Annotated in this window: 22 protein-coding genes; 12 read left to right on the plus strand and 10 right to left on the minus strand. The window is 62.8% G+C overall.

Features of this window, described 5'->3' with window-relative positions; all coding sequences use genetic code 11:
- Nucleotides 1-4 precede the first annotated feature (4 nt).
- The 5 genes from lpxB (at nucleotide 5) to tilS (ending at nucleotide 7,775) form a co-directional block, all read left to right on the plus strand.
- Complete coding sequence (gene lpxB, locus JH15_RS08220; protein ID WP_231566405.1) at nucleotides 5-1,198, plus strand: lipid-A-disaccharide synthase; 1,194 nt, start codon at nucleotides 5-7, stop codon at nucleotides 1,196-1,198.
- Nucleotides 1,195-1,809, plus strand: a complete 615-nt coding sequence (gene rnhB, locus JH15_RS08225) for a ribonuclease HII (protein ID WP_043529317.1) — start codon at nucleotides 1,195-1,197, stop codon at nucleotides 1,807-1,809. The genes lpxB and rnhB overlap by 4 nt, the downstream gene beginning before the upstream one ends.
- Nucleotides 1,810-1,872: 63 nt before the next feature.
- Nucleotides 1,873-5,388, plus strand: coding sequence for a DNA polymerase III subunit alpha (dnaE, locus tag JH15_RS08230; protein ID WP_043529319.1), 3,516 nt, complete (start codon nucleotides 1,873-1,875; stop codon nucleotides 5,386-5,388).
- A gap of 124 nt (nucleotides 5,389-5,512) precedes the next feature.
- Complete coding sequence (accA, locus tag JH15_RS08235) at nucleotides 5,513-6,469, plus strand: acetyl-CoA carboxylase carboxyl transferase subunit alpha (protein ID WP_043529321.1); 957 nt, start codon at nucleotides 5,513-5,515, stop codon at nucleotides 6,467-6,469.
- Between the two features lie 4 nt (nucleotides 6,470-6,473).
- Nucleotides 6,474-7,775 (plus strand): tRNA lysidine(34) synthetase TilS, encoded by a 1,302-nt coding sequence (tilS, locus tag JH15_RS08240; protein WP_231566406.1) that lies wholly within the window; start codon nucleotides 6,474-6,476, stop codon nucleotides 7,773-7,775.
- On the opposite strand, the gene ppx is transcribed toward tilS, so the two are convergent.
- Nucleotides 7,729-9,279: an exopolyphosphatase gene (gene ppx / locus JH15_RS08245; RefSeq protein WP_052383978.1), complete on the minus strand. Its 1,551-nt coding sequence runs from the start codon at nucleotides 9,277-9,279 to the stop codon at nucleotides 7,729-7,731. The two genes, tilS and ppx, sit on opposite strands and share 47 nt — an antisense overlap.
- A gap of 444 nt (nucleotides 9,280-9,723) precedes the next feature.
- On the opposite strand from ppx, the gene rho reads away from it, so the two are divergent.
- The 7 genes from rho to JH15_RS08280 all read left to right on the plus strand — a co-directional run bounded on the left by rho (nucleotide 9,724) and on the right by JH15_RS08280 (nucleotide 16,418).
- Nucleotides 9,724-10,983 (plus strand): transcription termination factor Rho, encoded by a 1,260-nt coding sequence (gene rho, locus JH15_RS08250; protein ID WP_043529325.1) that lies wholly within the window; start codon nucleotides 9,724-9,726, stop codon nucleotides 10,981-10,983.
- 76 nt (nucleotides 10,984-11,059) lie between these two features.
- Nucleotides 11,060-12,565, plus strand: coding sequence for a 4-hydroxy-3-polyprenylbenzoate decarboxylase (gene ubiD / locus JH15_RS08255; protein ID WP_043529327.1), 1,506 nt, complete (start codon nucleotides 11,060-11,062; stop codon nucleotides 12,563-12,565).
- Nucleotides 12,566-12,573: 8 nt separating this feature from the next.
- Nucleotides 12,574-13,353, plus strand: a complete 780-nt coding sequence (locus tag JH15_RS08260) for an NAD(P)H-flavin reductase (protein ID WP_043530549.1) — start codon at nucleotides 12,574-12,576, stop codon at nucleotides 13,351-13,353.
- Nucleotides 13,350-14,063, plus strand: coding sequence for a dihydromonapterin reductase (folM, locus tag JH15_RS08265; RefSeq protein WP_043529329.1), 714 nt, complete (start codon nucleotides 13,350-13,352; stop codon nucleotides 14,061-14,063). Before JH15_RS08260 ends, folM begins: the two co-directional genes overlap by 4 nt.
- A 34-nt stretch (nucleotides 14,064-14,097) precedes the next feature.
- The gene (locus JH15_RS18455) at nucleotides 14,098-14,220 is read left to right on the plus strand and encodes a hypothetical protein (RefSeq protein WP_269319785.1); all 123 of its coding nucleotides are present in this window, start codon (nucleotides 14,098-14,100) and stop codon (nucleotides 14,218-14,220) included.
- Nucleotides 14,221-14,701: 481 nt separating this feature from the next.
- Entirely contained in the window at nucleotides 14,702-15,829 is a 1,128-nt protein-coding gene (locus JH15_RS08275) for a 3-deoxy-7-phosphoheptulonate synthase (protein ID WP_043529332.1), read from the plus strand.
- A 76-nt stretch (nucleotides 15,830-15,905) separates the two neighbouring features.
- Entirely contained in the window at nucleotides 15,906-16,418 is a 513-nt protein-coding gene (locus tag JH15_RS08280; RefSeq protein ID WP_043529334.1) for a DUF3087 family protein, read from the plus strand.
- 42 nt (nucleotides 16,419-16,460) lie between these two features.
- Here the strand turns inward: JH15_RS08280 and ppk1 are convergent, their stop codons facing one another.
- The 9 genes from ppk1 to ubiE form a co-directional block, all read right to left on the minus strand.
- Complete coding sequence (gene ppk1, locus JH15_RS08285; RefSeq protein ID WP_231566426.1) at nucleotides 16,461-18,587, minus strand: polyphosphate kinase 1; 2,127 nt, start codon at nucleotides 18,585-18,587, stop codon at nucleotides 16,461-16,463.
- A 117-nt stretch (nucleotides 18,588-18,704) separates the two neighbouring features.
- Nucleotides 18,705-19,712 (minus strand): porphobilinogen synthase, encoded by a 1,008-nt coding sequence (gene hemB, locus JH15_RS08290; RefSeq protein WP_043529336.1) that lies wholly within the window; start codon nucleotides 19,710-19,712, stop codon nucleotides 18,705-18,707.
- Between the two features lie 218 nt (nucleotides 19,713-19,930).
- On the minus strand, nucleotides 19,931-20,713 hold the full coding sequence (gene tatC, locus JH15_RS08295) for a twin-arginine translocase subunit TatC (protein WP_043529338.1): 783 nt from the start codon (nucleotides 20,711-20,713) through the stop codon (nucleotides 19,931-19,933).
- Entirely contained in the window at nucleotides 20,710-21,171 is a 462-nt protein-coding gene (gene tatB / locus JH15_RS17760) for a Sec-independent protein translocase protein TatB (protein WP_081948949.1), read from the minus strand. Before tatB ends, tatC begins: the two co-directional genes overlap by 4 nt.
- 6 nt (nucleotides 21,172-21,177) lie before the next feature.
- A complete protein-coding gene (tatA, locus tag JH15_RS08305) occupies nucleotides 21,178-21,429 on the minus strand; it encodes a Sec-independent protein translocase subunit TatA (protein ID WP_043529341.1) in 252 nt (83 codons plus the stop codon).
- Nucleotides 21,430-21,443: 14 nt separating this feature from the next.
- Nucleotides 21,444-21,788, minus strand: a complete 345-nt coding sequence (locus JH15_RS08310; RefSeq protein WP_043529343.1) for a phosphoribosyl-ATP diphosphatase — start codon at nucleotides 21,786-21,788, stop codon at nucleotides 21,444-21,446.
- 18 nt (nucleotides 21,789-21,806) lie between these two features.
- A complete protein-coding gene (gene ubiB, locus JH15_RS08315; protein WP_043529345.1) occupies nucleotides 21,807-23,429 on the minus strand; it encodes a ubiquinone biosynthesis regulatory protein kinase UbiB in 1,623 nt (540 codons plus the stop codon).
- Complete coding sequence (locus JH15_RS08320; RefSeq protein ID WP_043529346.1) at nucleotides 23,426-24,043, minus strand: ubiquinone biosynthesis accessory factor UbiJ; 618 nt, start codon at nucleotides 24,041-24,043, stop codon at nucleotides 23,426-23,428. Before JH15_RS08320 ends, ubiB begins: the two co-directional genes overlap by 4 nt.
- On the minus strand, nucleotides 24,043-24,792 hold the full coding sequence (ubiE, locus tag JH15_RS08325) for a bifunctional demethylmenaquinone methyltransferase/2-methoxy-6-polyprenyl-1,4-benzoquinol methylase UbiE (RefSeq protein WP_197053293.1): 750 nt from the start codon (nucleotides 24,790-24,792) through the stop codon (nucleotides 24,043-24,045). The genes JH15_RS08320 and ubiE overlap by 1 nt, the downstream gene beginning before the upstream one ends.
- Nucleotides 24,793-24,829 lie beyond the last annotated feature (37 nt).

Here is a 24,829-nt window from a genome sequence, read left to right on the forward strand (position 1 = left end):
AGCGTTGAACCACTCGCGCCGTCTCAAGATTTACCTCGTGGCCGGCGAGCTGTCGGGGGATATCCTGGGGGCCAGCCTGCTGCGGGCCTTGAAGGAACGCTTCGGCGAGATCGAAGTGCGTGGGATCGGTGGGCCGCGGATGATCGCCGAAGGCATGACCAGTCGTTATCCCCTCGAGACACTGTCCGTCATGGGCCTGGTCGAGGTGCTCAAGCACCTCCCGGGGCTGATGCGCGTACGTCGCGAGCTTCGCCGCGACGCCTTGGCCTGGCAGCCGGACATCATGCTGGGTATCGATGCGCCCGACTTCAATCTGGGGCTCGAACGCCAGTTACGGGCTGCCGGCATCACCACGGCACACTATGTCAGCCCCTCGGTCTGGGCCTGGCGGCAGGGGCGTGTAAAGGGCATCGCCCGCTCGGTGGACGCCATGCTCACCTTCCTGCCCTTCGAGGCGGCGTTCTACCAGCGGCATGACGTACCCGTGGCCTTTGTCGGGCATCCACTGGCCGATGACCTGCCCCTGGAAACCGATCGACAAGCGGCGCGTAGCGAGCTCGGCCTGGCCGTGGATCGTCCGGTGCTGGCCGTATTGCCCGGTTCGCGAGGCAACGAGATACGCTACATGGGCCCGACGTTCCTCGAGTCGGCTCAACGCCTTTGTCGTGCCATGCCGAACCTGCAGGTTGTCATTCCGGCGGCCACCGAACAGCGCCAGACAGAGCTTGCTGCCTTGTTGGCGGATTACCCCGACCTGGATGGGCACGTAGCGCTGATAGCGGGCCGCTCCCGGGAGGCCATGGTGGCCAGTGACGTGGTGATGCTGACCTCGGGGACGGCGGCGCTCGAGGCGATGCTTTGCCATCGACCGATGCTGGTCGCGTATCGAATGGCGCCCATGACCCACTGGCTGGCCAGACACCTGGTCAAGACGGAGTGGATCTCGTTACCCAACCTGATCGCCCGCGAGTCCCTGGTGCCCGAGCTCATCCAGGAGGCGGCGAGCGTCGAGGCCGTCGTGGCGCAGGTACTGTCTTTATTTGATGATGTCGAAGGTCGACACGCCCTCGAGGCGCGTTTCGCCGCTATGCATGCCGACCTGCAGCGTGGCGCCAGCGCACGATCGGCCGAGACCATCGAGGCATTGGTCCAGGGCAAGCCGTTACCGGCAAGCGTGAGTGTGGAGTCGAGTGAATGAGCGTTTGCGAACCCTTTCCCCCCTTGGTCATTCAGTATCAGGGGCCTTGTCTCGCTGGGGTCGATGAAGTCGGTCGCGGGCCGCTGGCGGGGTCAGTGGTCGCTGCGGCGGTGATACTCGATCCCCAGTGTCCGATCGATGGCCTGGGCGATTCCAAGGCATTGAGTGAAAAGCGCCGCCAGGAACTGGCGGGGCAGATACGTGAATGTGCGTTGGCCTATGCCATTGCCGAGGCGTCTGCCGCCGAGATCGACGAAATCAATATCTACCACGCCACCCATCTGGCCATGCGGCGCGCTATCGACGCACTGGAGATTGCCGCCGAGTATCTGCTGGTGGACGGCAACTGCCTGCCCGGGCATCATGTCCCCGGGCAGGCGGTCATCAAAGGCGATGCTCGCCATCCGGCGATCGGTGCAGCATCGATCCTGGCCAAGGTCACGCGTGATGCCCAGATGGTGGCGCTGCACGAACGCTATCCCGAGTACGGTTTTGCACGTCACAAGGGCTATTCGACCCCCGAGCACCTCGCGGCGCTGGAGCGCCATGGTCCGCTCACCGAGCATCGCCGCTCCTTTGCCCCGGTCAGGCGTCAGTTCGAGCTGTTCTGAATACGGCGCCTTTGATACCGACCGTTCGTTTGCCCGTTTCTGCTCCACATTTCAGGTCCTGCCATGACGACGCCGAGCGCGACACCTCCTTTCGTTCACCTGCGCGTGCACAGCGAATTTTCCCTGGTCGATGGCCTGGTCCGGCTCAAGCCGTTGATCAAGGCGACGGCCGAGATGGGCATGCCCGCCGTGTCGGTCACCGACGAGACCAACCTGTTCGGCCTGGTCAAGCTCTACAAGGGCGCCCAGGGAGAGGGACTCAAACCGATCATCGGGGCCGACCTGTGGCTGGCCAATCCTCACGATGAAAGCCATCCCTATCGCATGACCCTGCTGGCGATGAACGCCCAGGGCTATCGCAGCCTGACTGAGCTCATCTCGCTGGGCTGGAGCAAGGGCCAGCGACAGGGCGTGGCGATCCTCGACAAGGCGTGGCTATTTGCCCAGAACGAAGGACTGATCGTCCTGTCCGGCGCCCGAGAGGGCGAAATCGGTCGATTCCTGCTGTCAGACCATGGGCACGAGGCACGCCAGCTACTGGATGAATGGCAACGGCATTTTCCGGGCCGCTTCTATCTGGAGCTGCAGCGCACCGGGCGGCAGAACGACGAGGAGTGCCTGCATCTTTCGGTCGACCTCGCCATGCAGACCGGCACGCCGGTCGTCGCGACCAATGATGTACGTTTCCTGACGAAAGACGATTACTGGGCTCATGAAACGCGGGTTTCGATCGGCGAAGGCAAGGCGCTCGACGATCCGCGTCGCGAGCAGCGCTACAGCGAAGAGCAATATCTGAAGAGCCCGGCCGAGATGGCCGAGTTGTTCGCCGATATTCCCGAAGCGCTCGAGAACAGCGTGATGATTGCGACGCGCTGCAACGTCGACGTGCGCCTGGGCGAGATTTTCCTGCCTGAGTTCCCGATTCCCGAGGGCATGACCCAGGACGAGTATTTTCGCAAGGTGTCCCATGACGGGCTTACCGAGCGTCTGGATCAGCTCTTCGAAGGCCCCACAGCGATCTATGCCGGGCGCGACCGTGCCGAGCATGAGCCTGAGTACCGCAAGCGGCTCGATTTCGAGCTCGACATCATCCTGCAGATGGGGTTTCCCGGTTACTTCCTGATTGTGATGGACTTCATCCAGTGGGCCAAGGACAACAACGTACCGGTGGGCCCCGGGCGGGGCTCCGGGGCCGGCTCGTTGGTGGCCTATGCCCAGAAGATCACGGACCTCGACCCGCTGGAATACGACCTGCTGTTCGAGCGCTTCCTCAATCCCGAGCGGGTGTCGATGCCCGACTTCGACGTCGACTTCTGCATGGAGAAGCGCGACCGGGTCATCGATTACGTTGCCGACCGCTACGGCCGCGAGGCGGTGTCGCAGATCGTCACCTTCGGCACCATGGCAGCCAAGGCGGTGGTGCGTGACGTGGCGCGCGCCCAAGGGAAGCCCTACTCGTTGGGCGACAAGCTCTCCAAGCTGATTCCCTTCGAAGTCGGCATGACCCTGGCCAAGGCCATCGAGCAGGAGCCCGCGCTCAAGGAGTTTCTCGACGCCGACGAAGAAGCCCAGGAAATCTGGGATATGGCGATCAAGCTCGAGGGGGTCACCCGGGGCACCGGCAAGCATGCCGGGGGGGTGGTCATCGCGCCGACCAAGTTGACCGACTTCTCGCCGCTGCTGTGCGATGAAGACGGTAGTGGCCTGGTCGTGCAGTTCGACAAGAACGACATCGAGGAAGCCGGGCTGGTCAAGTTCGACTTCCTGGGCCTGCGCACGCTGACCATCATCGATTGGGCGCTGGAAATGGTCGACACGGTGCGTGAGCGACAGGGCGAAGGGCCACTGGACATCAACGCCATCCCTCTCGACGACGTGCCGACCTTCGACATGCTCAAGAAGGCCGAAACCACGGCGGTCTTCCAGCTCGAATCGCGCGGCATGAAGGAACTGATCAAGCGCCTGCAACCCGACTCGCTGGAGGACATGATCGCGTTGGTGGCCCTGTTCCGTCCGGGGCCGTTGCAGTCGGGCATGGTCGACGACTTCATCAACCGTAAGCATGGCCGCGCCGAAATCTCCTATCCGCACCCCGACTACCAGCACGAGTGGCTCAAGCCTGTGCTGGAGCCCACCTACGGCATCATCCTGTATCAGGAGCAGGTCATGCAGATTGCCCAGGTGCTGGCGGGCTACAGCCTGGGGCAGGCCGACATGCTGCGTCGGGCAATGGGCAAGAAAAAGCCCGAGGAGATGGCCAAGCAGCGCGCCGGCTTCATGGAGGGCTGCGCGGCCAATGGCATCGACAAGGACCTGGCGGGCAATATCTTCGACCTGGTGGAAAAGTTCGCCGGTTACGGTTTCAACAAGTCCCACTCGGCCGCCTACGGCCTGGTCTCCTACCAGACCGCCTGGCTCAAGGCACACTATCCCGGGCCATTCATGGCCGCGGTGCTCTCCACCGACATGGACAACCTCGACAAGGTCGTGCCGCTGATCGAGGAGTGCCGCAACCAGGGGCTGACGGTGACCCCGCCGGACGTCAATGTGGGTGCCTACAAGTTCACCGTCGATCCTCAGGGTCGCGTCGTCTACGGCCTCGGCGCCATTCGCGGGGTCGGCGAAGGACCGATCGGGGCCATCGTCGAAGCCCGCCAGGCGGACGGCCCTTTCAAGGATCTGTTCGATTTTTGTCGCCGCGTCGATCCCAAGCGAATGAACAAGCGCACGCTCGAGGCATTGATCCGCTCGGGGGCGCTGGATAACCTCGGTCCTTCGCGTGCCGTGCTGTTCGCGGCGCTGGATGCCGCGCTCAAGGCCGCTGCACAGAACCTCAGCAACCAGAACCTGGGAATGGTCGATATGTTCGGCGAGGCCTTCATCGAGGAGGATGAGGGCGATGTCTATGCCGACTACCGCAGGGCACGCGACTGGAGCGACAAGGAACGTCTGGCCGGCGAGAAAGACACGCTGGGGCTCTATCTCACCGGGCACCCGATCGATGAGTACGAGCATGAGCTCAAGCGCTTCGTCTCGACGCGCATCAGCGACCTGAAGCCGTCCCGCGAGCCGCAGCGTGTCGCGGGTCTGGTCGTGGGCATGCGTACCATGAAGTCCAAGCGTGGCGACACCATGGCTTTCGTCACGCTCGACGACCGGACGGGGCGAATCGAGGCCTCGCTATTCGGCGAACTCTTCGAGCAGTTGCGCGGTCGATTGGATACCGACCAGGTGCTGATCGTCGAAGGCGAAGTCTCCAGCGACGATTATTCGGGTGGGTTGCGCTTGCGTGGCAAGGAGATCACGCCGATGGTGGCGGCGCGCGCCCGCTACGGCGAAGCGATCGAGCTGTGTGTCGATGGCGCCCTGACCAATGGTCGACTGGTCGACAGCCTGCGCGACAGCCTCACGCCGTTTCGGGATACTACCGGCTTGCCCGTGCGTGTCGAATACCGCAACGTGCGGGCGCGCGGCTGGCTGGAGTTGGCCGAGGAATGGCGGGTGGCGCCCTGCGACGAAGTCCTCGTTGCCTTGCGCGAGGTCGAGGGGCAGGCGGGCGTGCGCCTCAAGTATCGCTGAAGGCGCGGGTTGTTGACGGTGCTTGCTTGCGCCAGGGGGTCAAGCTGCGATAATGCCTGACACTTACGACATATTCATGACTGCCGTGGCTCCAGACGGCCGGATTCCAACTAGCTGAAACTCTATGAACCCCAACTATCTTGACTTTGAACAGCCCATTGCCGAGCTGCAGGCGAAGATCGAGGAGCTGCGGCTGGTCGGCAACGACAGCAAGATCAACATCAGCGACGAGATCGGCAAGCTCGAGGAAAAGAGCAAGAAGCTGACCGAGCAGATCTTCCGCGATCTCACCGCCTGGCAGGTCTCGCAGCTATCGCGCCACCCCAAACGGCCGTATACGCTCGATTATCTGAGCTATATCTTCACCGACTTCGATGAGTTGCATGGCGATCGGCATTTTGCCGACGATGCCGCCATCGTGGGCGGTGTGGCCCGGCTCGACGACAAGCCGGTGATGGTCATCGGCCATCAGAAAGGGCGCGACGTGAAGGAAAAGGTTCGCCGTAACTTCGGCATGCCGCGCCCCGAGGGGTATCGCAAGGCGTGTCGATTGATGGAAATGGCCGAGCGTTTCCACATGCCGGTACTGACCTTCATCGATACACCCGGCGCCTATCCCGGCATCGACGCCGAGGAGCGTGGCCAGAGCGAGGCCATTGCCTATAACCTGGCGGTCATGTCGCGGCTCAAGACGCCGATCATTTCCACGGTGGTGGGCGAGGGTGGCTCCGGTGGCGCCTTGGCCATCGGCGTGTGCGATGAGCTGCAGATGCTGCAGTACTCCACCTACTCGGTCATCTCGCCGGAGGGGTGTGCCTCGATCCTCTGGAAGAGCGCCGAAAAGGCCCCCGAGGCAGCGCATGCGATGGGCATCACCGCCGAGCGCCTCCAGGAGCTGGGCTTCGTCGACACTTTGATCGAGGAGCCGCTGGGCGGGGCGCATCGTCACCCGCTGACCACGGCCGATCACGTCAAGGAGGCGCTGCTGGCAAGTCTCGAGCGTCTGCAGGCAATGGACACCGATGCCTTGCTGGAACGTCGCTATGAGCGACTGATGAGCTATGGGGCGCCGGCACAGTAACGTCATGTCGCTCCAGCGCCTGATCCAAGACGCCCTGGCGGAGACCCCGCCGGGGCGTCCCGTTTGGGTAGGACTTTCTGGTGGACTGGATTCGTGCCTATTGCTGACCCTGACCGCCCAGTCGCTTCACCACCATCCACGCCCGCTGCATGCGATTCATGTCAACCATGGCCTGCAGCAGGCCGCCAGCGACTTCGAACGCCACTGCCGCGGGCTATGCTCGCGGTTGGGGATACCGCTTTACGTCGAGCACGTCAGCGTGTCGCAAACCGGGGGGCTGGGCCTCGAGGGGGCGGCGCGCGAGGCTCGCTATGCCGCCTTTGCCCGCCGGGTCGCGCCAGGGGATACGCTATGGCTGGCCCAGCATCGCCGTGACCAGGTCGAGACCCTCCTGCTCAATGCGCTGCGCGGCAGCGGTGTGCGTGGACTAGCTGCGATGCCTGTTAGACGCATCTGGCAGGAACGGCGCCTGGTGCGGCCATGGCGCGATGTGTCACGCGAGGCCCTGGAGGCCGAAGCGGTCAGACTGGGACTCCGTTGGGTCGAGGATCCCAGCAATGCCGACGACGGCCTGGATCGAAACTATCTGCGACAGCGGGTCCTGCCCTTGTTAGCCCAGCGCTGGCCCAGCACCGAGGCATCCCTGGCCCAGGCGGCGACAAACGCCGGCGAGGCCGATGCCTTGTTGGGCGAGTTGGCCGAGCAGGATCTTATGGAGGCCGGCGGTGCCCCAGGCTGTCTGCCGTTGGCGTTCCTCGAGACACTCTCATCGCCACGCAGGCGCTTGTTGATCCGCCATTGTTGCGAGCGGCTGGGGCTGGCGCATCCGCCCCGGGCGCGTTTGCTGGCCCTGGATGAACAGCGCCAGGCGCGGCGCGATGCCGTGGTACATGTGAGCTGGCCTGGCGGAGAGGCGCGTATCTGGCGCGACGCCCTCTACCTGCAGCAGCTGACTGCCGCTTCCTGTGACGAGGCATGGCAGCGCCCCTGGGATGGCATATCGCCCCTCTCGACACCGGTAGGCCAGGTGACGGGGGCGCTGTCGAGACAAGAGGGGGACTTGGGGCTATCCGCTGAGTTCCAGGTCATGCCACGGCGGGGGGGCGAACGCCTGCGCCTGGCGAAGCGAGGCCATCGTGACGTGAAGCGGTTGCTGCAGGAGCTGGACGTCCCCCCTTGGCAACGCCACCAGGTGCTGGTGGTCTGGCAGGGGGAGACGGTCGTGGCGTTACTGGGCGACGTGCTGCCTGGCGGCGGCGTTACGAGCGAAGGTTGGCGGCTGTGTCCATGGTCGGCTCGACCGTAAGGCGAAAGCCGGCAGCCTGCTGATAGAGCGTTTCCTGCTCGAGGTCATTGAGCAGCAGGGCCTGATCCTGCAAGGAGGCATCTAGCGATAGGTGCAGATCATCGTCTTTGGCATACAGCCGGAACCCCAGCGTCGGAGTTTCGGGACGTGAACGATTGAGCAGTACCGCCAGGCGCAGCAGCCGTGCCAGACGGCCTAATGTGACGCGGTTTGCGGCCAGGTTCTGGTATTCCTTGACGGGAAACTTGCGCCGATGGGCTCGCACCAGGAACGCCAGCGCTTGCTGCTCGGGCCGCGAGAATCCCGACAGGTCCGAATTCTCCAGCAAATAGGCACCGTGTCGGTGGAACTGGCTGTGAGAGATGGCCAGACCGATTTCATGCAGTTGGCCCGCCCAGTCGAGAAAGTCCTCCGGCCCTTGGTCGATCTGCCATTCGTCCTGAACCTGGGCCAGTGCCTCGCGGGCCGTGGCAGCCACGTTATCGGCCTGTCGTGTGTCGATGCCGTAGCGGCGTCTGAGGATACCCAACGTCTGTAGCCGTGAATCCTCGGCAGTATGGCGTCCGGCCAAGTCGTAGAGCACGCCTTCGCGCAGGGCGCCATCCGAGTAACGCATATGCTCCAGACCAAAGGCCTCGAAGATGGCACAAAGGATGGCGACCCCGGCGGGGAACACCGAGGCGCGGTCAGGCTTGAGCCCGTCGAGAGCGACCTGGTCGAGCTGCTTGGCCTTGATCAGTCTCTTGCGCAGGGACAGCAAGCCCTCGCGCTCGATGATGCCAGCGGGGGAGTCGCCATACGCAGCGAGCACGGCTGCCACCGCCTTGATCGTCCCGCTCGAGCCGACCGGATCGACCCAACCCAGTTCACAATAGTGACGCCGGATGTTGGCCAGTTCGGAGAGGGCGGCAAGCTCGGCGCGGCGCATGCGTTTCTCGGTGATTTCCCCATCGCCGAAATAGTACCGGGTGAAAGAGACACACCCCATGTCGAGGCTTTCCAGCGCCAGGGGCTCGAAGTTCTCGCCCACAATGAACTCCGTCGAGCCGCCGCCGATATCGACGATCAACCGCCGACCGTGAACATCCGCCAGGGCGTGCGCGGCCCCGAGGTAGATCAGGCGCGCCTCCTCGCGGCCGGCGATGATCTCGATGTCGTGGCCCAGCAGGACCTGGGCGCGTTCGATCAGGGTCTGGCTGTTGCTGGCCATGCGCATGGCGTTGGTACCCACGACACGCAGGTGAGCGGAAGGGATACCGGAAATGAAGGGGGCGAAGCGCGACAGACAATCCAGGGCGCGCTGCATGGCCGCTTCGCTGAGCTGGTTCTGGTCATCGAGCCCGGCGGCGAGTTGTACCTTCTCGCCCTGTTTGGCGACGACCTGCAACTCCCCCTGCTGGTAGTTGGCTACCAGCAGGTGGAAACTGTTGGAGCCCAGATCGATGGCCGCGAGACGGCGCGGTTCCTGGGCGGGCGTCCTGCGCATGGCCGTGTTGCGGGGCATGGGGCATTCCTTTGTTCCAGATTAAGCAAGGTTGCGGTGAGCCCCGGAGCTTGTCAATCTTTCGCCAACGCCGGGAGAAACGCCGTGACATGCAGGGGCTTGCGTTTATCCTTGGCCTTGTCTACCATCGAATCGTTCGCCTGTTCCAGAATGCTTCCCGGCCGTCATGCGGTGTCACCGCCCCGGTCTAGTTTCCAAGCCGTCAGATAGCCCGCTTATACGTTTCATGAGCACGACGTCATGAACCGCTCCTCAGGCGACACGAACACTGCTCTCCTCGACTACGGTAGCGACCGACCTTTCGCCGCGAAAGTGCCCCGGTCAAGCTTACCCGAGGAAGAGTGCCCCCCGGGCTCTGAACGCACCACACGGCGTAACGTCACCGCCTCCTGTCTTTCCCGGCATCTCGCCGCCACGCTGACATGAGCAACATCTGAACAAACGATGAATCTTACCGAACTCAAGCAAAAGACTGTGCCGGAGCTGTTGGAAATCGCTCGCGAAATGGGCATCGACAACCTGGCTCGATCACGCAAGCAGGACATCATCTTCGCCATTCTCAAGAAGCACGCAAAGAGTGGTGAGGACATCTATGGCGATGGCGTACTGGAGATCCTCCAGGACGGTTTTGGCTTCCTGCGCAGTGCCGACAGCTCCTATCTCGCCGGTCCCGACGATATTTACGTGTCGCCCTCGCAGATCCGTCGCTTCAACCTGCGCAAGGGTGACTCGATCTCCGGCAAGATTCGTCCGCCCAAGGAAGGCGAGCGCTACTTCGCGCTGTTGAAGGTCAGCGAGATCAACTTCGACAAGCCCGAAAACGCCAAGCACAAGATCCTGTTCGAAAACCTGACCCCGCTATTCCCTCAGGAACGCCTGGTGATGGAGATCGGCAACGGGTCCACCGAGGATCTCACGGCGCGCATCATCGACCTCACAGCGCCGATCGGCAAGGGCCAGCGCGGCCTGATCGTCTCCCCGCCCAAGGCGGGCAAGACCTTGATGCTGCAGAACATCGCAACATCGATCACGCGCAACAACCCCGAGTGCCACATGATCGTGCTGTTGATCGATGAGCGCCCGGAGGAAGTGACGGAAATGTCGCGTACGGTACGCGGCGAGGTGGTGGCCTCGACCTTCGACGAGCCTCCCGCGCGTCACGTGCAGGTGGCCGAGATGGTCATCGAGAAGGCCAAGCGCCTGGTCGAGCACAAGAAGGACGTGGTGATCCTCCTCGACTCGATCACCCGCCTGGCACGTGCCTACAACACCGTCGTGCCGTCATCCGGCAAGGTGCTCACCGGGGGTGTCGATGCTCATGCGCTCGAGAAGCCCAAGCGCTTCTTCGGCGCGGCGCGTAACATCGAGGAGGGCGGCAGCCTGACGATCATTGCCACCGCGCTGGTCGATACCGGCTCCAAGATGGACGAGGTGATCTTCGAGGAATTCAAGGGCACCGGTAACATGGAAGCCCACCTCGACCGCAAGCTGGCTGAAAAGCGCGTCTATCCGGCGCTCAATATCCGCCGCTCCGGGACTCGCCGCGAAGACCTGATCGCCTCCGAGGAAGAGATGCAGCGCATGTGGATCCTGCGCAAGCTGCTCAACCCCATGGATGACGTGGCCGCCACCGAGTTCCTGGTCGATCGCCTGAAGGATACCAAGACCAACCTCGAGTTCTTCGAAGCCATGAAGCGTCGATAACGTCTGACGCGGAGCGAAACCGAAGGGGCGGCATGCTATGCTGCCCCTTCCGTCATTTTGGAACCGGGAAATCCGCATGAAGTACAAGGATTTACGCGACTTCATCGCCGCCCTCGAGCAGATGGGCGAGCTCCAGCGGGTCACCGCCGAGGTCGACCCCTACCTCGAGATCACCGAGATCTGCGACCGCACCCTGCGTGCCGGTGGCCCGGCGCTGTTGTTCGAGAACGTCAAGGGACACGACATGCCCCTTCTGGGCAACCTGTTCGGTACCCCCAGGCGGGTGGCACTGGGCATGGGTCAGGACAGCGTGGAGGCGCTACGTGAAGTGGGCAAACTGCTGGCCTTTCTCAAGGAGCCAGACCCGCCCAAGGGGTTTCGTGACGCCTGGGACAAGCTGCCCATTTTCAAGCAGGTGATGAGCATGGGTCCCAAGACCCTGCGCTCGGCGCCGGTACAGGAAGTCGTGCTCGAGGGGGCTGACGTCGATCTCGACCGACTACCGATCCAGCATTGCTGGCCCGGCGATGTCGCGCCGTTGATCACCTGGGCGCTGGTGGTCACCAAGGGGCCGCACAAGGCGCGCCAGAACCTGGGGATTTACCGTCAGCAGAAGCTGTCGCGCAATCGGCTGATCATGCGCTGGCTGTCGCACCGTGGCGGCGCTCTGGATTTTCAGGAGTTCCAGCAGACCCACCCCGGTGAACCCTTTCCGGTGGCCGTGGCGCTGGGGGCCGATCCGGCAACCATCCTGGGGGCTGTCACGCCGGTGCCCGATTCTCTCTCGGAGTATGCCTTCGCCGGGTTGCTGCGCGGCTCGCGTACCGAACTGGTCAAGTGCGGTCATGCCGATCTCGAGGTGCCGGCGTCCGCCGAGATTATCCTCGAAGGGTTCATCTATCCCGACGACACCGCCCCCGAAGGCCCGTATGGCGACCATACCGGCTACTACAATGAGGTCGAGACCTTTCCCGTCTTCACGGTGGAGCGCATCACGCATCGACGCGATCCGATCTATCATTCGACCTACACAGGACGGCCCCCTGACGAGCCCGCCGTCCTTGGGCTCGCGCTCAATGAGGTCTTCGTTCCGATCCTGCAGAAGCAATTTCCCGAAATCGTCGATTTCTATCTCCCCCCGGAGGGCTGTTCCTATCGAATGGCCGTCGTGACCATGAAGAAGCAGTACCCGGGGCATGCCAAGCGCGTGATGATGGGTGTATGGAGCTTCCTTCGGCAGTTCATGTACACCAAGTTCGTGGTGGTTCTCGACGATGATGTGGATGCCCGCAATTGGCAGGACGTGATCTGGGCGATCACGACCCGCATGGATCCGGCGCGTGATACCGTGCTGGTCGAGAATACGCCCATCGACTATCTCGACTTTGCTTCGCCGGTCGCCGGCCTGGGGTCGAAGATGGGGCTCGATGCCACCGGCAAGTGGCCCGGCGAGACCGACCGCGAGTGGGGCACACCCATCGTTCAGGACGCTGCGATCAAGGCGCGGGTCAGCGAGCGCTGGGATAGCTTGGGTATCAGCCTCCCGGGCGGACTCCCGGTCAATGACGAGGGACACCAATGACGGTAAGCATGACGCCCCGGATCCTGACCTGCCGAGTCACCGCCATGGAGGATCTGACCCCGGATGTATTCCGGGTGATGCTGGAGGGGCGCGCGGAAGCCATGGCTCACGCACCGGGACAGTATCTCGAGCTCAAGCTCGACGAGGACACCTGGGTTCCCTTCTCCATCGCCAGTCCGCAACGTGACGATGGCACCTTGGAATTGCATATCCAGCACTGGCCGGGGCATGACAATTCTATCCGGCTTCGCGAACTGATCCGGCCGGGCCGGAGCGTCACCCTGAAAATACCCGGTGGCGACTGCGTCCTGGACGAGAGCAGTCAGCGCCCCTTGTTGTTGATCGCTGCAGGCACCGGCTTCGCCCAGATGAAGGCGATAACCGAGGCGGTACTGCGCCGGCAACCCGAGCGAGACGTCAAACTGTGGTGGGCGGTGCGCGAGCGTCGCGATTTTTACCTCGAATCGCTTCCTCGTGAGTGGGCCAGCGAGTTTGCCAATGTGCGTTTTCATGCGGTTTGCGAGACGCCTCTGGAGGCAGGATTCGAAGGGCCAGGCACGATAGTGCATCAGGGAAGGATCGATGCGGTGCTGGGCGACCAGCTCGATGACATCAGCCAATACGATGTCTATCTTTCCGGCTCGCCGCCGATGGTTTATGCCTGCGTCGATGTGCTGGCCTCGCTGGGGCTCGAGCCGTCGCGGGCGTTCTCCGATGTCTTCGCCTACGCCCCGCGCGACCCGCTAGTGCCCACGGCAGGCAGCTTGATCCGGGGGAAGCGCTCATGAGCGCGTCCCCTATCCTGATCACTGGTGGGGCCCAGCGCCTGGGTCGGCACTGCGCCGAGCGGCTTCTGGATGATGGTCATCCGGTCATCATCACCTGCCGACGCGAGCGGGAGGCCCTGGATGCGCTACGCGCGCGGGGAGCGACGACCTTGCAGGCGGATTTCTCCACCGAGGCCGGGATACACGACTTCATTGGGCGGCTCAGGTCGAGTGTCGCCTCGTTGCGGGCCATCGTACACAATGCCAGCGATTGGGCCGCGGATACCGACGATGAGGAGGCCGGCGCGAACTTCGAGCGGCTCTTCCGGGTCCACATGCAGGCCCCGTACCTGATCAATCTTCAATGCCGCAGCCTGCTCGAGGCGTGCCCCGAGCCCCAGCGCGATATCGTGCACATGACCGATTACGTGGCACGCAAGGGCTCGAAAAAGCATGCCGCCTATGCTGCGACCAAGGCCGGTCTAGATAACCTGACGCTGTCGTTTGCCGCGATGTTCGCTCCGTCCATTCAGGTCAATGCCATCGCCCCGGCCCTGATCATGCTGGGCGAGGACGACGACGAGGCCTATGCCGAAAAGGCCCGGGCCAAATCGGCCATGGCGATGATTCCCGGACCGGGCGTGATTTACCAGAGCCTGCGTTATCTGCTGGATAACCGCTATGTGACCGGCGTCACTCTGCCGGTCGATGGTGGCCGCCACCTGAGCTAGAATGACATTCCCTGACAATGATGAGGAGTGTCCCATGGCTTATGATCCAAGCTTCAAGGACGACAGTGGCTTCCTGTCCATCTTTCTGGGACTGGCCGCATTCGTAGGTATGGCAGCGCTGCCGGCGACCATCGGCTGGGTGCAGGTTTTCACCTGAGGCGCTTGCCAATTCCGGTTGGGTGTGTAGGATGAAATGCAAGACGATTCGGAGTCAGCTCATGTCCCCTCGATTCACTTCACGTAGCCATACCTCGCTTGCGGCCCTCCGCAAGGCGTTCGTATGTCTGCGTGGTTATGGGTATTGGGGTTATTGGTTTAGCGCCGGCGTGCCGGCGGCGAGGTCGAGCTGACCTGAACCGCAAGGCGCGCCCATCCAAGGGTTTGCCGCCGATAGTCATCAAGAACCCCCGGTCGGCAACCCGATCGGGGGTTCTTACGTTTTTATTGTCTATTTCACGAGGTGAGCACCATGTTCGACCACGCCGCTGATATCGTCCTGAACCTGCCCCAGTATGCCTATTATGGGGATCGGGGGTGGCGATTTAGCGACCCCCGGTCGGCGCAGCTCGCCACCTCCGGCCGGCAGCACATCGGTGGCCATTCGCTGCGATGTTCGACCCCCGACCGAGGATGACACCATGACTGTGCCGCTTTCCCCCGTTTCAGCCGACGCTCCTGCCACGACATCAGCGACGCCTGCTGTAGCCCCTGCCCATCACACCGGGCCATTAGGCGATACGCAGCGTGGCGATGTACTGCCCACCCCGCATGACCTGCGTCAGCGGGTTCCCGTGAACGCTGCCCTGCGTGAGCGTATCCAGGCCCAGCGCGAGGCCGTTCGCGCCATTCTCGACGGCCGGGATGATCGTCTGCTGGTGGTGGTCGGTCCCTGCTCGATCCATGACCCCCAGGCGGCTAGAGGATATGCCGAAAACCTTAGCGCCCTGTCGCGCCGGGTCGATGATCGCCTGTTGCTGGTGATGCGCGTGTACGTCGAGAAGCCGCGAACCACCGTGGGCTGGAAGGGGCTCGCCTATGATCCCCATCTCGACGGCAGCAATGACATGGCAAGAGGACTGGAAGTCTCCCGCTCGCTAATGCGTGATGCCGCCGAGCTGGGCTTGCCGGTGGCCACCGAATTGCTGCAGCCGATGATCGCCCCGTACCTCGAGGATCTGCTGGCCTGGACGGCGATCGGAGCGCGGACCACCGAGTCGCAGGTGCATCGCGAAATGGCCAGTGGCCTGGAATCGGCGGTGGGCTTCAAGAACGGTACTGACGGCAGCGTCGAGGTCGCGGTCGATGCCATTCGCGCGGCGATGCATGGCCATCGCCACTTCGCCATGGATCTGGACGGGCGCGCGTACATGCGTGAGACGTCCGGCAACCCTTATGCACATGTCGTGTTACGTGGCGGTAATGATGGGCCCAACTACGGGGCGGACGCCGTACGTACCTGTCGCGAGGCGCTGCACAACGCGGGTATCGAGCCACGCTTGATGGTCGACTGCAGCCATGCCAATTCGAGGAAGGATCACCGGCGGCAGCCTGCGGTCCTCGACGAGGTGGTGCGTCAGCGACTGGCAGGGGATCGCAGCCTCATCGGTGTCATGCTCGAGAGCCACCTGCAGGAAGGCAAGCAGGCGCTCGTACCCGGCGACTTGCGCTATGGGGTCTCGGTCACCGATGCCTGCCTGGGCTGGGAGGCGACCGAGCGGCTGCTCAGCGGGACGGCCACACAACTGCGGGACCACGCCGCCAACTAGTGGGCGTGGGGCCGGCGATCTGTGATAATCGCGGCATTTCGCGTTACGCGTTGCCACCCACAAGGATCGCCGGCCCATGATCTTCCGCTTCGAACACCACGACCCGGAAACCTACCGCCGCAAGGCCCGCCTGATCTCCCTGGCCATGGCCGCTCAGTTCATCGTCTTCGGGCTGGTTTTCTCGCTGTGGCTGACCTCGGTATGGGGCTCCAGTCTCTGGTTGAACGCCCTGGGTGTCTTTCTGGGGTTATTGGCGACCAGCCTGGTCTTCGCCCTGTTGCGCGAGCGTCCCTGGATGAACGAGATGCGCTATGTCTGGCAGCTCAAGCATCATCTTTCCCGGGTCAGTAGTTACTTGCCCGAGCTGCGTCGCGGCATGCGCGACGACAACACCGCGGCCCTGGACGTCCTGGCCTTTTACCATCAGGGCATGCACCAGTTGGCCGAGCTCAACGGACGTACCACGGATGACGATGCCGAGCGGCTGGCCGAGCGGCTCGAAGTGCGCCAGAAACGCGAGGCCAAGGGCCTGCCGGTCGAGGTCGGGCACTTCGACCCCGAAGACCTGCGTGCCTTCAAGCGGCGTTAGGTGCTTGGCGGGGTGAGTGCCGGGTGAGTTCCCCGGCCTTGCTCATGGTTTGGCGGCATAGGCATACAGCAGGGTTTCCTGGGCACTGATCGGTGCGCCACCCCCAATGGGCTGCTGTAGCCGGTACTGTCCATCGGGCTGCAGCAGCCAGCTCTGGCAATTGTCGACCAAATACGTTTCGAGGTCCTTTCTCACCCGTGCCGCCAGTTTGCGATCGCGTAACGGAAAGCCGATCTCCACGCGGTGGAACATGTTGCGTTCCATGAAATCGGCACTCGAGGCCCACACTTCGGGCTTGCTGTCATTCTGGAAGTAAAAGACCCGGGTATGCTCCAGGAAGCGGCCTACGATCGAGCGCACGCGAATGTTGTCCGAGATACCGGGCACGCCAGGGCGCAGGCTGCACATGCCACGAATGATTAGATCGCACTCGACCCCCGCCTGTGACGCCTTGTAAAGCGCACGTATCAACTTGGGCTCGGTCAGCGAATTGCACTTGATGATGATGTGCGCCCTACGACCCTGCTCGGCATGCGCGGCCTCTCGCTCGATCATCTGCACCAGGCGGCCATGTAGCGTGAACGGGGCATGCAGCAGGGTCTCGATGCGTCGGGCCTGGCCCATGCCTGAAAGTTGCTGGAAGACCTTGTGAACGTCTTCGCACAGGTCCGGATCCGCCGTCAGCAGGCTGTAGTCGGAATAGAGACGTGCGGTGCGGGTGTGGTAGTTGCCGGTGCCCAGGTGGGCGTAATAGCGCAATCCGCCCGGCTCACGGCGCACGATATGCAGCATCTTGGCATGCGTCTTGTAAGCCATTACCCCATAGATGACGATGGCCCCGGCTTCCTGGAGACGACTGGCCAACTGAAGGTTGTCGGCCTCATCGAAGCGCGCACGCAATTCGATGACCACCGTCACCTCCTTGCCATTGCGAGCGGCCTCCAGCAGGGCACTGACGATCGGTGAATCGGCGCCGGTACGGTAGAGCGTCTGCTTGATGGCCAGCACGCCGGGATCGCGGGCGGCTTCGGCAAGCAGGTCTTCGATCGGTGCGAATGACTGGAACGGATGATGCAGGAGGATATCGCCTTCGGCCATGGCCTCGAACAGGCTGCGCCCTTTGCGAAGGCTCTTGGGCAGCCCCGGGGTGAACGTGCGATAACGCAGGTCGGGACGCTCCACGACGTTGAGCACGGCCATCATGCGGGTCAGGTTGACCGGGCCGTTGACGCGGTAGAGGTCCTGTTCGTCGAGATCGAACTGGCGAATCAGGAAGTCGGAGAGCTCATCCGGACAATTGTCAGCGACTTCCAGGCGAACGCCACTGCCGTAGCGTCTGGCCAGCAACTCCCCGCGCAAGGCCGAGGCGAGATCGGAGACGGCTTCGGGATCCACCGAGAAGTCGGCATTGCGTGTCAGCCGAAACTGGTAGCAGCCATGCACCCGCATGCCGGGAAAGACCGTATCGGCATGGGCATGGATCATCGACGACAGAAAGACGTATTCGCTGTAGCCCTCGCTGCACAGGGCGGGGGGCAGTGCGATCAGCCTGGGCAGCGAACGCGGGGCCGGCAGGATCGCCAGGCCCCCTTCACGACCGAAGGCGTCCTTGCCCTCGAGTTCGACAATGAAATTGAGGCTCTTGTTGACCAGGCGCGGGAAGGGATGGGAAGGGTCGAGCCCGATGGGGCTAATGACCGGCATGATCTCTTCTTCGAAGTAGTCCCTGACCCAGGCGGCCTGCGCGTCGGTCCAGTCCTCGCGACGACGAAAGCGAAGCCCCTGCTGTTCCAGGGCCGGTATCAGGGTCTCGTTGAGTAGACGATACTGGCGCGCCACCTGTTCATGAACGATGCGTGACACTTCGGCCAGCGTCTGACGCGGCGGCATGCCGTCGGCACCGCTGTCGTCGTGGCCCAGCGCCTGCTGATGTTTCAGGCCGGCAACCCGTATCTCGAAAAATTCATCGAGATTGGAAGAGAAAATGAGCAGGAACATCAGCCGATCGAGCAAGGGATGCGAGGAATCCAGGGCCTGTTCCAGTACGCGAATATGGAATTGCAGCGTGCTGATTTCGCGATTGAAATAGAGTGCAGGATCACTCAGATCGGCATCGGTCGACGGCTTGGCCTGGATGCCCGTCCGGGTTCGGTTGATCCGCAAGGGCATCTCGCCGGATGTCTCGCCCTCGGCGCCAGGCTCGGCTGCCGCCGAGGACGGTTGCTGTTCGGAACCATGCATGACTTCCATCCTGCCTCCAGGGAACGGAAGGGCATGGCCCTCCCGTTATTGTGCGAGCAGCCGAGCGGCTCGCTTGGCGAAATAGGTCAGGATCCCATCGGCGCCGGCGCGCTTGAAGCACATCAGCGATTCCAGGATCACCGTATCGGCGTCCAACCATCCCTTCTCGAACGCCGCCATGTGCATGGCGTACTCGCCACTCACCTGGTACGCGAAGGTCGGCACCTCGAACTCATCCTTGACGCGACGCACGATATCCAGATAAGGCATGCCCGGCTTGACCATGACCATGTCGGCGCCTTCAGCCAGATCCATGGCCACTTCATGCAGCGCTTCGTCGCTGTTGGCGGGATCCATCTGATACGTGCTCTTGTCGGCCTTGCCGAGATTGCCGGCCGAGCCGACCGCATCGCGGAAGGGACCGTAATAGCGCGAAGCGTACTTGGCGCTATATGCCATGATCCGTGTGTTGTGCAGCTTTTCCTGCTCCAGGACGGCACGGATCGCGCCAATGCGGCCATCCATCATGTCCGAGGGAGCCACCACGTCGGCGCCGGCTTCGGCATGGGACAATGCCTGCTTGAGCAGGGTGTCGACGGTGCGATCATTGTGCACGTAGCCGTGCTCATCGAGGATCCCATCCTGGCCGTGACTCGTATAGGGATCCAGCGCAACATCGGTAATCAGACCAAGCTCGGGGCAGGCGGCCTTGAGTTCCCGCACGGCGCGCTGAACAAGTCCATTGGCATTGTAGGCTTCTTCGGCATATTCGCTTTTCAATGTCGGATCGATTACCGGGAACAGGGCCATGGCCGGTATCCCCAATTGCCAGGCCTCGCGGGCTTCCTCGACCAGCAGATCCACTGACAGGCGTTCGACGCCGGGCATCGATGGGACCGCCTCCCGGCGTCCTTCGCCTTCGAGTACGAATACCGGCCAGATCAGATCGCTTGGGGTGAGGGTCGATTCACGCATCAGGCGACGTGAGAAGTCATCCTTGCGCATGCGCCGGAAACGCGTCGTCGGGTACTGACGGGGAATGGAAACACTCAAGGTGAAATACTCCGGTCAATGGGCAACCGCCGACCTCGGATCAGTGTCCCACTGGAGTGTGACCGAATGATGACAAGGGGCGAGGTTGCCTCGGACAAGGGAAAGCGCCTGCCATGCAAGCGCAGTGACTGCAGTATATCAATGCGACGCGTAGCCGCTAACCTCGCCTTGCGAGGGTGAGGCGTAGCCAAATGAGACGGTCGGAAGACACGCTACCGCTAGGCATCGGCCTCGTCGGTGTTCGCATCGCTACGGCGTCGCTTGACCACGCGGCCAAAGAAGATGCCGACTTCATAGAGCAGATACATGGGCACGGCCAGCAGGCTCTGCGAGATGACATCGGGGGGCGTCAGCAGCATGCCGATGACGAAGCAGGCCAATACGATATAGGGCCGCTTCTGTGACAGGCTTTCCACGGTGGTGGCGCCGCTATAGATCAGCAGGAAGGTGGCAATCGGGATCTCGAAGGCGACCCCGAAGGCGAAGAACATCTTGAGTACGAAGTTCAGGTACTGGTTGATGTCGGTCATCACCGCGACGTCCTCGGGGCCCGTCTGGGTGAAGAACTTGAACAGTAGCGGAAACACGACGTAATAGGCGAAGGCCGCGCCTGCGTAGAACAGGCCAACGCTCGAAAGCAGCAGGGGGATGGCCAGCCGTTTCTCGTTGTCATAGAGCCCGGGGGCGATGAAGGCCCAGGCTTGGTGCAGCACCACGGGGATGGCAATGAAGACCGCCACGACCAACGTCAGCTTGAACGGGGCGAGGAAGGGCGAGGCGACCTCGGTGGCAATCATTTGCGCACCTTCCGGCAGCAGGTCCATCAGCGGCTGCGCAACGAAGGTGTAGATATCGTTTGAGAAGGCGTACAGGGCCAGGAAGATCAGAACCACCGCGATGACCGCCCGCATCAACCGCGAGCGTAACTCGATCAGGTGTTCTATCAGCGGGGCCTGAGCTTGGGCCGAGTCCTGTTCACTGGGGTCGCGCGACGCAGTCATGGGCGGCGTGAATCCTTGTCTGAGGGCTCTGGCTGTGTGGCTTCGGGGCGATCCGGCGGCGGCTCGCCAGGCGGCGGCGGTGTCAGCGGCGCTTCGCCCTGTGAGGCTTTCCCCTCCAGGGAGGCGGCGCTGCTGCTCTCGCCGGCAAGCTCGCTCGAGTCGGCGTCACGCACCTTGTCGCGGGTCTTGTCGTCCCCCGACTCGATGTAGCTCTCCACGTCCCGCTTGGCCTTGCCGAGCCCCTCGTCGAGCTTCTTCTGTTGGTCGTTGAGTTTCTGGCGCAGCTCTTCCGCCTCCAGCTGTGCGGAGATCTCACGCTGCATGCCAGCGACGGTACGCTTGATCTTGCCGATCCATAGACCGGTGGTGCGGGCTGCCTTGGGCAGGCGCTCAGGGCCGAGCACCAGCAGGCCGACCACACCAATGATCAACAATTCGAGAAAGCCGATGTCGAACATGGGCGATTACTTGCGCTCGTCCTGTTCCTCGGTCTTGCGCTCGGCCTTGACGTCGTAGGTGCTGCCCTGTTCGTCATGGCTGACGCGCTGATGCGGTTCGTCCTGCTTTTCCTTCTCTTCCTCGCTCATGGCCTTCTTGAAGCCCTTTACGGCACCGCCCAGGTCACCGCCCACGTTGCGCAGCTTCTTGGTACCGAAGATGAGGATGATGATGCCGAGTACGATCAGCAACTGCCAGATACTGATGCCACCTAACATGGAGTATGTCTCCCTTATCGATCGGAGGTGCGGGCGGCTTTTTCATCCAGCCCGGAAATGCCGAAACGCCGTGCCAGTTCGTCCAGCACATCCTGGTGCGATATCCCAAGATGCGACAGCATCACCAGGCTATGAAACCACAGGTCAGCAGTTTCGGCGACTACTGCTTGCTTCGACGCCTCAATGTCTTCCCTCTCGGCATCCTTGGCGGCCAAAACGGTCTCGGTGGCTTCCTCGCCGATTTTCTCGAGAATCTTGTTGAGCCCCTTGTGATGCAGCGAGGCGACATACGACGTAGCCGGATCTGCGCTGCGCCGCTGTGCCAGAACGTCGGCGAGCTGTGCAAGTGTATCGTTCATGTCATGTCTCTTCGTTGGTCAGTGCCAGGCCAACAGCAGTACCCCGAGTGCGGCAGCGGCCAGCACCGGCCAGGGCTGGCCCGAGGCCCAGGTCATCAGCGGTTGCCACGCCAGCGCCAGTGCCAGCAACAGCAACCCTACCCGAATGCGGCGAGTGCCTCGCGCGGTATGGCCGAGTTGCTTGCGAATGGTCTGGATCGCCTCGTTCTGCTCGCGCCGTAGCCGATAGTCGCTTTCGGCGCGTCCCAGTGCCTGGTGGGCGAGTACCGGCAATTCAGGGAGCTGGCGCGTCAGCTCGGGTGCCTGACGCCTGAGCGAGTCCCACAGGCCACGCGGGCCGGCACGCTCCTTCATCCAGCGCTCGATATAGGGTTTGGCGGTACTCCACAAATCGAGGTCGGGATACAACTGGCGCCCCAGGCCTTCGATGTTGAGCAAGGTCTTCTGCAGTAGCACCAATTGCGGCTGTACTTCCATGTTGAAGCGCCGCGCCGTCTGGAACAGGCCCAGCAGGACCTGGCCGAAGGAGATATCCTTGAGCGGCTTTTCGAGGATCGGCTCGCACACGGCGCGGATGGCCGAGGCGAATTCGTTGGCACGCGTGCCTTCTCCGACCCACCCCGACTCGATATGCAGGACCGCGACCTCATAGTAATCCTGATGGAAGAAGGCCAGGAGGTTGCGCGCGAGATAATCCTGGTCCTCGCGAGTCAGACTACCGACGATGCCGCAATCGATGGCGATGTACTGGGGGTCGCCCGGAGTTTCGTGAGAGACGAAGATATTGCCGGGATGCATGTCGGCATGGAAGAAGTTGTCGCGAAACACCTGGGTAAAGAAGATCTCCACGCCACGCTCGGCGAGTCGCTTGAGATCGGTTCCCTGCGCCTTGAGCCCCACGATATCGGCGACCGGCACACCCCGGATGCGCTCCTGCACCATCACGCGACGATGGGTCAGCGGCCAGTGGATGGTCGGGACATACAGCAGCGGGGAATCCTTGAAGTTACGCCGGAGCTGAGAGGTATTGGCCGCCTCCTTGCGCAGATCGAGCTCATCGAAAAGCGTCGCCTCATAATCGGAAACCACTTCGACCGGACGCAAGCGGCGCGCCTCGGGAATCATCTGCAGCAGACGTGCGACGCGATAGAGCAGGGCCATATCCTGGCGCATGACGCGCTCGATGCCGGGACGGATGATCTTGACCACGACATCCGCACCACTATGCAGTCGGGCGGCATGCACCTGGGCCACCGACGCCGAGGCGAGGGGCTGGGCATCGAACTCGGCGAAGGCCTCGGTCAGCGTCATCTCGAGCTCTTCCTCGACCAGGGCGGCGGCGGCATCGCCCGGGAAGGGCGGTACCTGATCCTGGAGGCGCCGAAGCTCGTCGGCGATATCTTCGGGGAACAGGTCGCGGCGGGTCGACAGCATCTGGCCAAACTTGACGAAGATCGGGCCCAGCGCCTCCATGGCAAGACGCAGGCGTTCGCCGCGCGAGCGTCGTCCCACCGGGAACACGCGCAAGGGGGATAGGACGAAGACCACGCGCAGCCACCAGGGCAGACGCTCCAGCGGTATCAGCGTATCCAGGCGAAAGCGGGTTATGATCCACAAGATCCATAGCAGCCGCAGGCTCATCGACGCGCCTCCTGTTCAACCAGGCGCGTGAACCTGGCCAGCCGAGCCTCGAGGCGATCCGCGGCCACCTCGAGCTCTGTCAGATGGTCGCGCATCACATCGTATTGTGCGCGTCCGGGCAGCAGGCGGGCCTCCTCGAAGAGATACTCGCTTAGATCGGCCTGCAATTCACCGCGAGTACGCAGCCCCCAGCGCGAGAGCCGACGCAGCCCCTCGGCGAGACTGTGGGCCGGCATGTCGCCGAGCCAGCCTGCCAACTCGCCTTCCCAGTCGAGATCGAGGTCGAGCAGCAAATCGCGGGCGTCCTCGAGCAGGTGGCTTCGACCGCGAACGGCGAGCCGCCCCCCAAACATCAGCCGCTCGACCGACGTACCGCCGAGCAAGCTCCCCAGGGTTTCGCTATCGACCTCGACCACGACGTCCACCGTGCTTTCATTGAGCGACGGGGCATGGGCGAGGTGCAGACCCTGGGCATCGAAACTCACCAGGATCTCGAGGTGAGGCCGCTCCAGTCGGAACAGCATGCGCGAGCCGGCAAGCCGGGCCAGACGGCCATGCGCTGCGGGGTCGCGTGCCAGCAGGGCGTTCAGGGTTCGTTCGACCAGCGGTAGCATTACAACTTGATGCCCCGATGCAGGGCGACGATGCCGCCGGTGAGATTGGAGTATTCGACCCGCTCGAGGCCCGCGGCTTCCATCATCGACTTGAGGGTATCCTGATCGGGATGCATGCGAATCGATTCGGCGAGGTAGCGATAGCTTTCCGCGTCGTTGGCCACCCATTGGCCGATACGTGGCAGGAAGCGGAACGAATACTCATCGTAGGCGCGGGTCAGCAGGGGGTTGCCCGGCTTGGAAAATTCGAGCACCAGTAGCCGCCCGCCCGGCTTCAACACGCGTTGCATGGAGCGCAGCGCTGCGTCCTTGTCGGTGACATTGCGCAGGCCGAAGGCGATGGTGATGCAATCGAAGTGATTGTCGGGGAACGGCAGACACTCGGCATTGGCCTGGACATACTCGACATTGCCGCCGACGCCGTTGTCGAGGAGCTTATCGCGGCCGACCCGTAGCATCGAGGCGTTGATGTCGGCCAGCACGACACGGCCCCGCGGGCCGACCCGGCGGGCGAAGGCCAACGTAAGATCACCGGTGCCACCGGCAATGTCCAGCACCTGGTGGCCGGGGCGGACGCCGGCACGCTCCAGGGTCAGGCGCTTCCACAGGCGGTGGATGCCGAACGACATCAGATCGTTCATCACATCATAGCGCGCCGCTACCGAGTGAAAGACATCGGCCACGCGCGAGGCCTTCTCCTCGAGCGGGACTTCCTGGTAGCCGAAGTGGGTCGTCGTGCGCTTTTCCATGGCCATTCCTAGCGTTGGGAGGTGACAATGCTGGCCA

This window comes from Litchfieldella xinjiangensis (assembly GCF_000759345.1).
Taxonomy (GTDB): Bacteria; Pseudomonadota; Gammaproteobacteria; order Pseudomonadales; family Halomonadaceae; genus Litchfieldella_A; species Litchfieldella_A xinjiangensis.

What these genes read in the sequence shown, in the direction of transcription:
- JH15_RS08320 (WP_043529346.1), bottom strand. Translation starts at nt 24,043, where the DNA reads ATGCTACCGCTGGTCGAACGAACCCTGAACGCCCTGCTGGCACGCGAC.
- rnhB (WP_043529317.1), top strand. Translation starts at nt 1,195, where the DNA reads ATGAGCGTTTGCGAACCCTTTCCCCCCTTGGTCATTCAGTATCAGGGG.
- ubiD (WP_043529327.1), top strand. Translation starts at nt 11,060, where the DNA reads ATGAAGTACAAGGATTTACGCGACTTCATCGCCGCCCTCGAGCAGATG.
- JH15_RS08260 (WP_043530549.1), top strand. Translation starts at nt 12,574, where the DNA reads ATGACGCCCCGGATCCTGACCTGCCGAGTCACCGCCATGGAGGATCTG.
- tatB (WP_081948949.1), bottom strand. Translation starts at nt 21,171, where the DNA reads ATGTTCGACATCGGCTTTCTCGAATTGTTGATCATTGGTGTGGTCGGC.
- tatA (WP_043529341.1), bottom strand. Translation starts at nt 21,429, where the DNA reads ATGTTAGGTGGCATCAGTATCTGGCAGTTGCTGATCGTACTCGGCATC.
- dnaE (WP_043529319.1), top strand. Translation starts at nt 1,873, where the DNA reads ATGACGACGCCGAGCGCGACACCTCCTTTCGTTCACCTGCGCGTGCAC.
- ubiB (WP_043529345.1), bottom strand. Translation starts at nt 23,429, where the DNA reads ATGAGCCTGCGGCTGCTATGGATCTTGTGGATCATAACCCGCTTTCGC.
- JH15_RS08310 (WP_043529343.1), bottom strand. Translation starts at nt 21,788, where the DNA reads ATGAACGATACACTTGCACAGCTCGCCGACGTTCTGGCACAGCGGCGC.
- ppk1 (WP_231566426.1), bottom strand. Translation starts at nt 18,587, where the DNA reads ATGCCCTTGCGGATCAACCGAACCCGGACGGGCATCCAGGCCAAGCCG.
- ppx (WP_052383978.1), bottom strand. Translation starts at nt 9,279, where the DNA reads ATGCCCCGCAACACGGCCATGCGCAGGACGCCCGCCCAGGAACCGCGC.
- folM (WP_043529329.1), top strand. Translation starts at nt 13,350, where the DNA reads ATGAGCGCGTCCCCTATCCTGATCACTGGTGGGGCCCAGCGCCTGGGT.
- ubiE (WP_197053293.1), bottom strand. Translation starts at nt 24,792, where the DNA reads ATGGAAAAGCGCACGACGACCCACTTCGGCTACCAGGAAGTCCCGCTC.
- accA (WP_043529321.1), top strand. Translation starts at nt 5,513, where the DNA reads ATGAACCCCAACTATCTTGACTTTGAACAGCCCATTGCCGAGCTGCAG.
- tatC (WP_043529338.1), bottom strand. Translation starts at nt 20,713, where the DNA reads ATGACTGCGTCGCGCGACCCCAGTGAACAGGACTCGGCCCAAGCTCAG.
- rho (WP_043529325.1), top strand. Translation starts at nt 9,724, where the DNA reads ATGAATCTTACCGAACTCAAGCAAAAGACTGTGCCGGAGCTGTTGGAA.
- JH15_RS08275 (WP_043529332.1), top strand. Translation starts at nt 14,702, where the DNA reads ATGACTGTGCCGCTTTCCCCCGTTTCAGCCGACGCTCCTGCCACGACA.
- tilS (WP_231566406.1), top strand. Translation starts at nt 6,474, where the DNA reads ATGTCGCTCCAGCGCCTGATCCAAGACGCCCTGGCGGAGACCCCGCCG.
- JH15_RS08280 (WP_043529334.1), top strand. Translation starts at nt 15,906, where the DNA reads ATGATCTTCCGCTTCGAACACCACGACCCGGAAACCTACCGCCGCAAG.
- JH15_RS18455 (WP_269319785.1), top strand. Translation starts at nt 14,098, where the DNA reads ATGGCTTATGATCCAAGCTTCAAGGACGACAGTGGCTTCCTGTCCATC.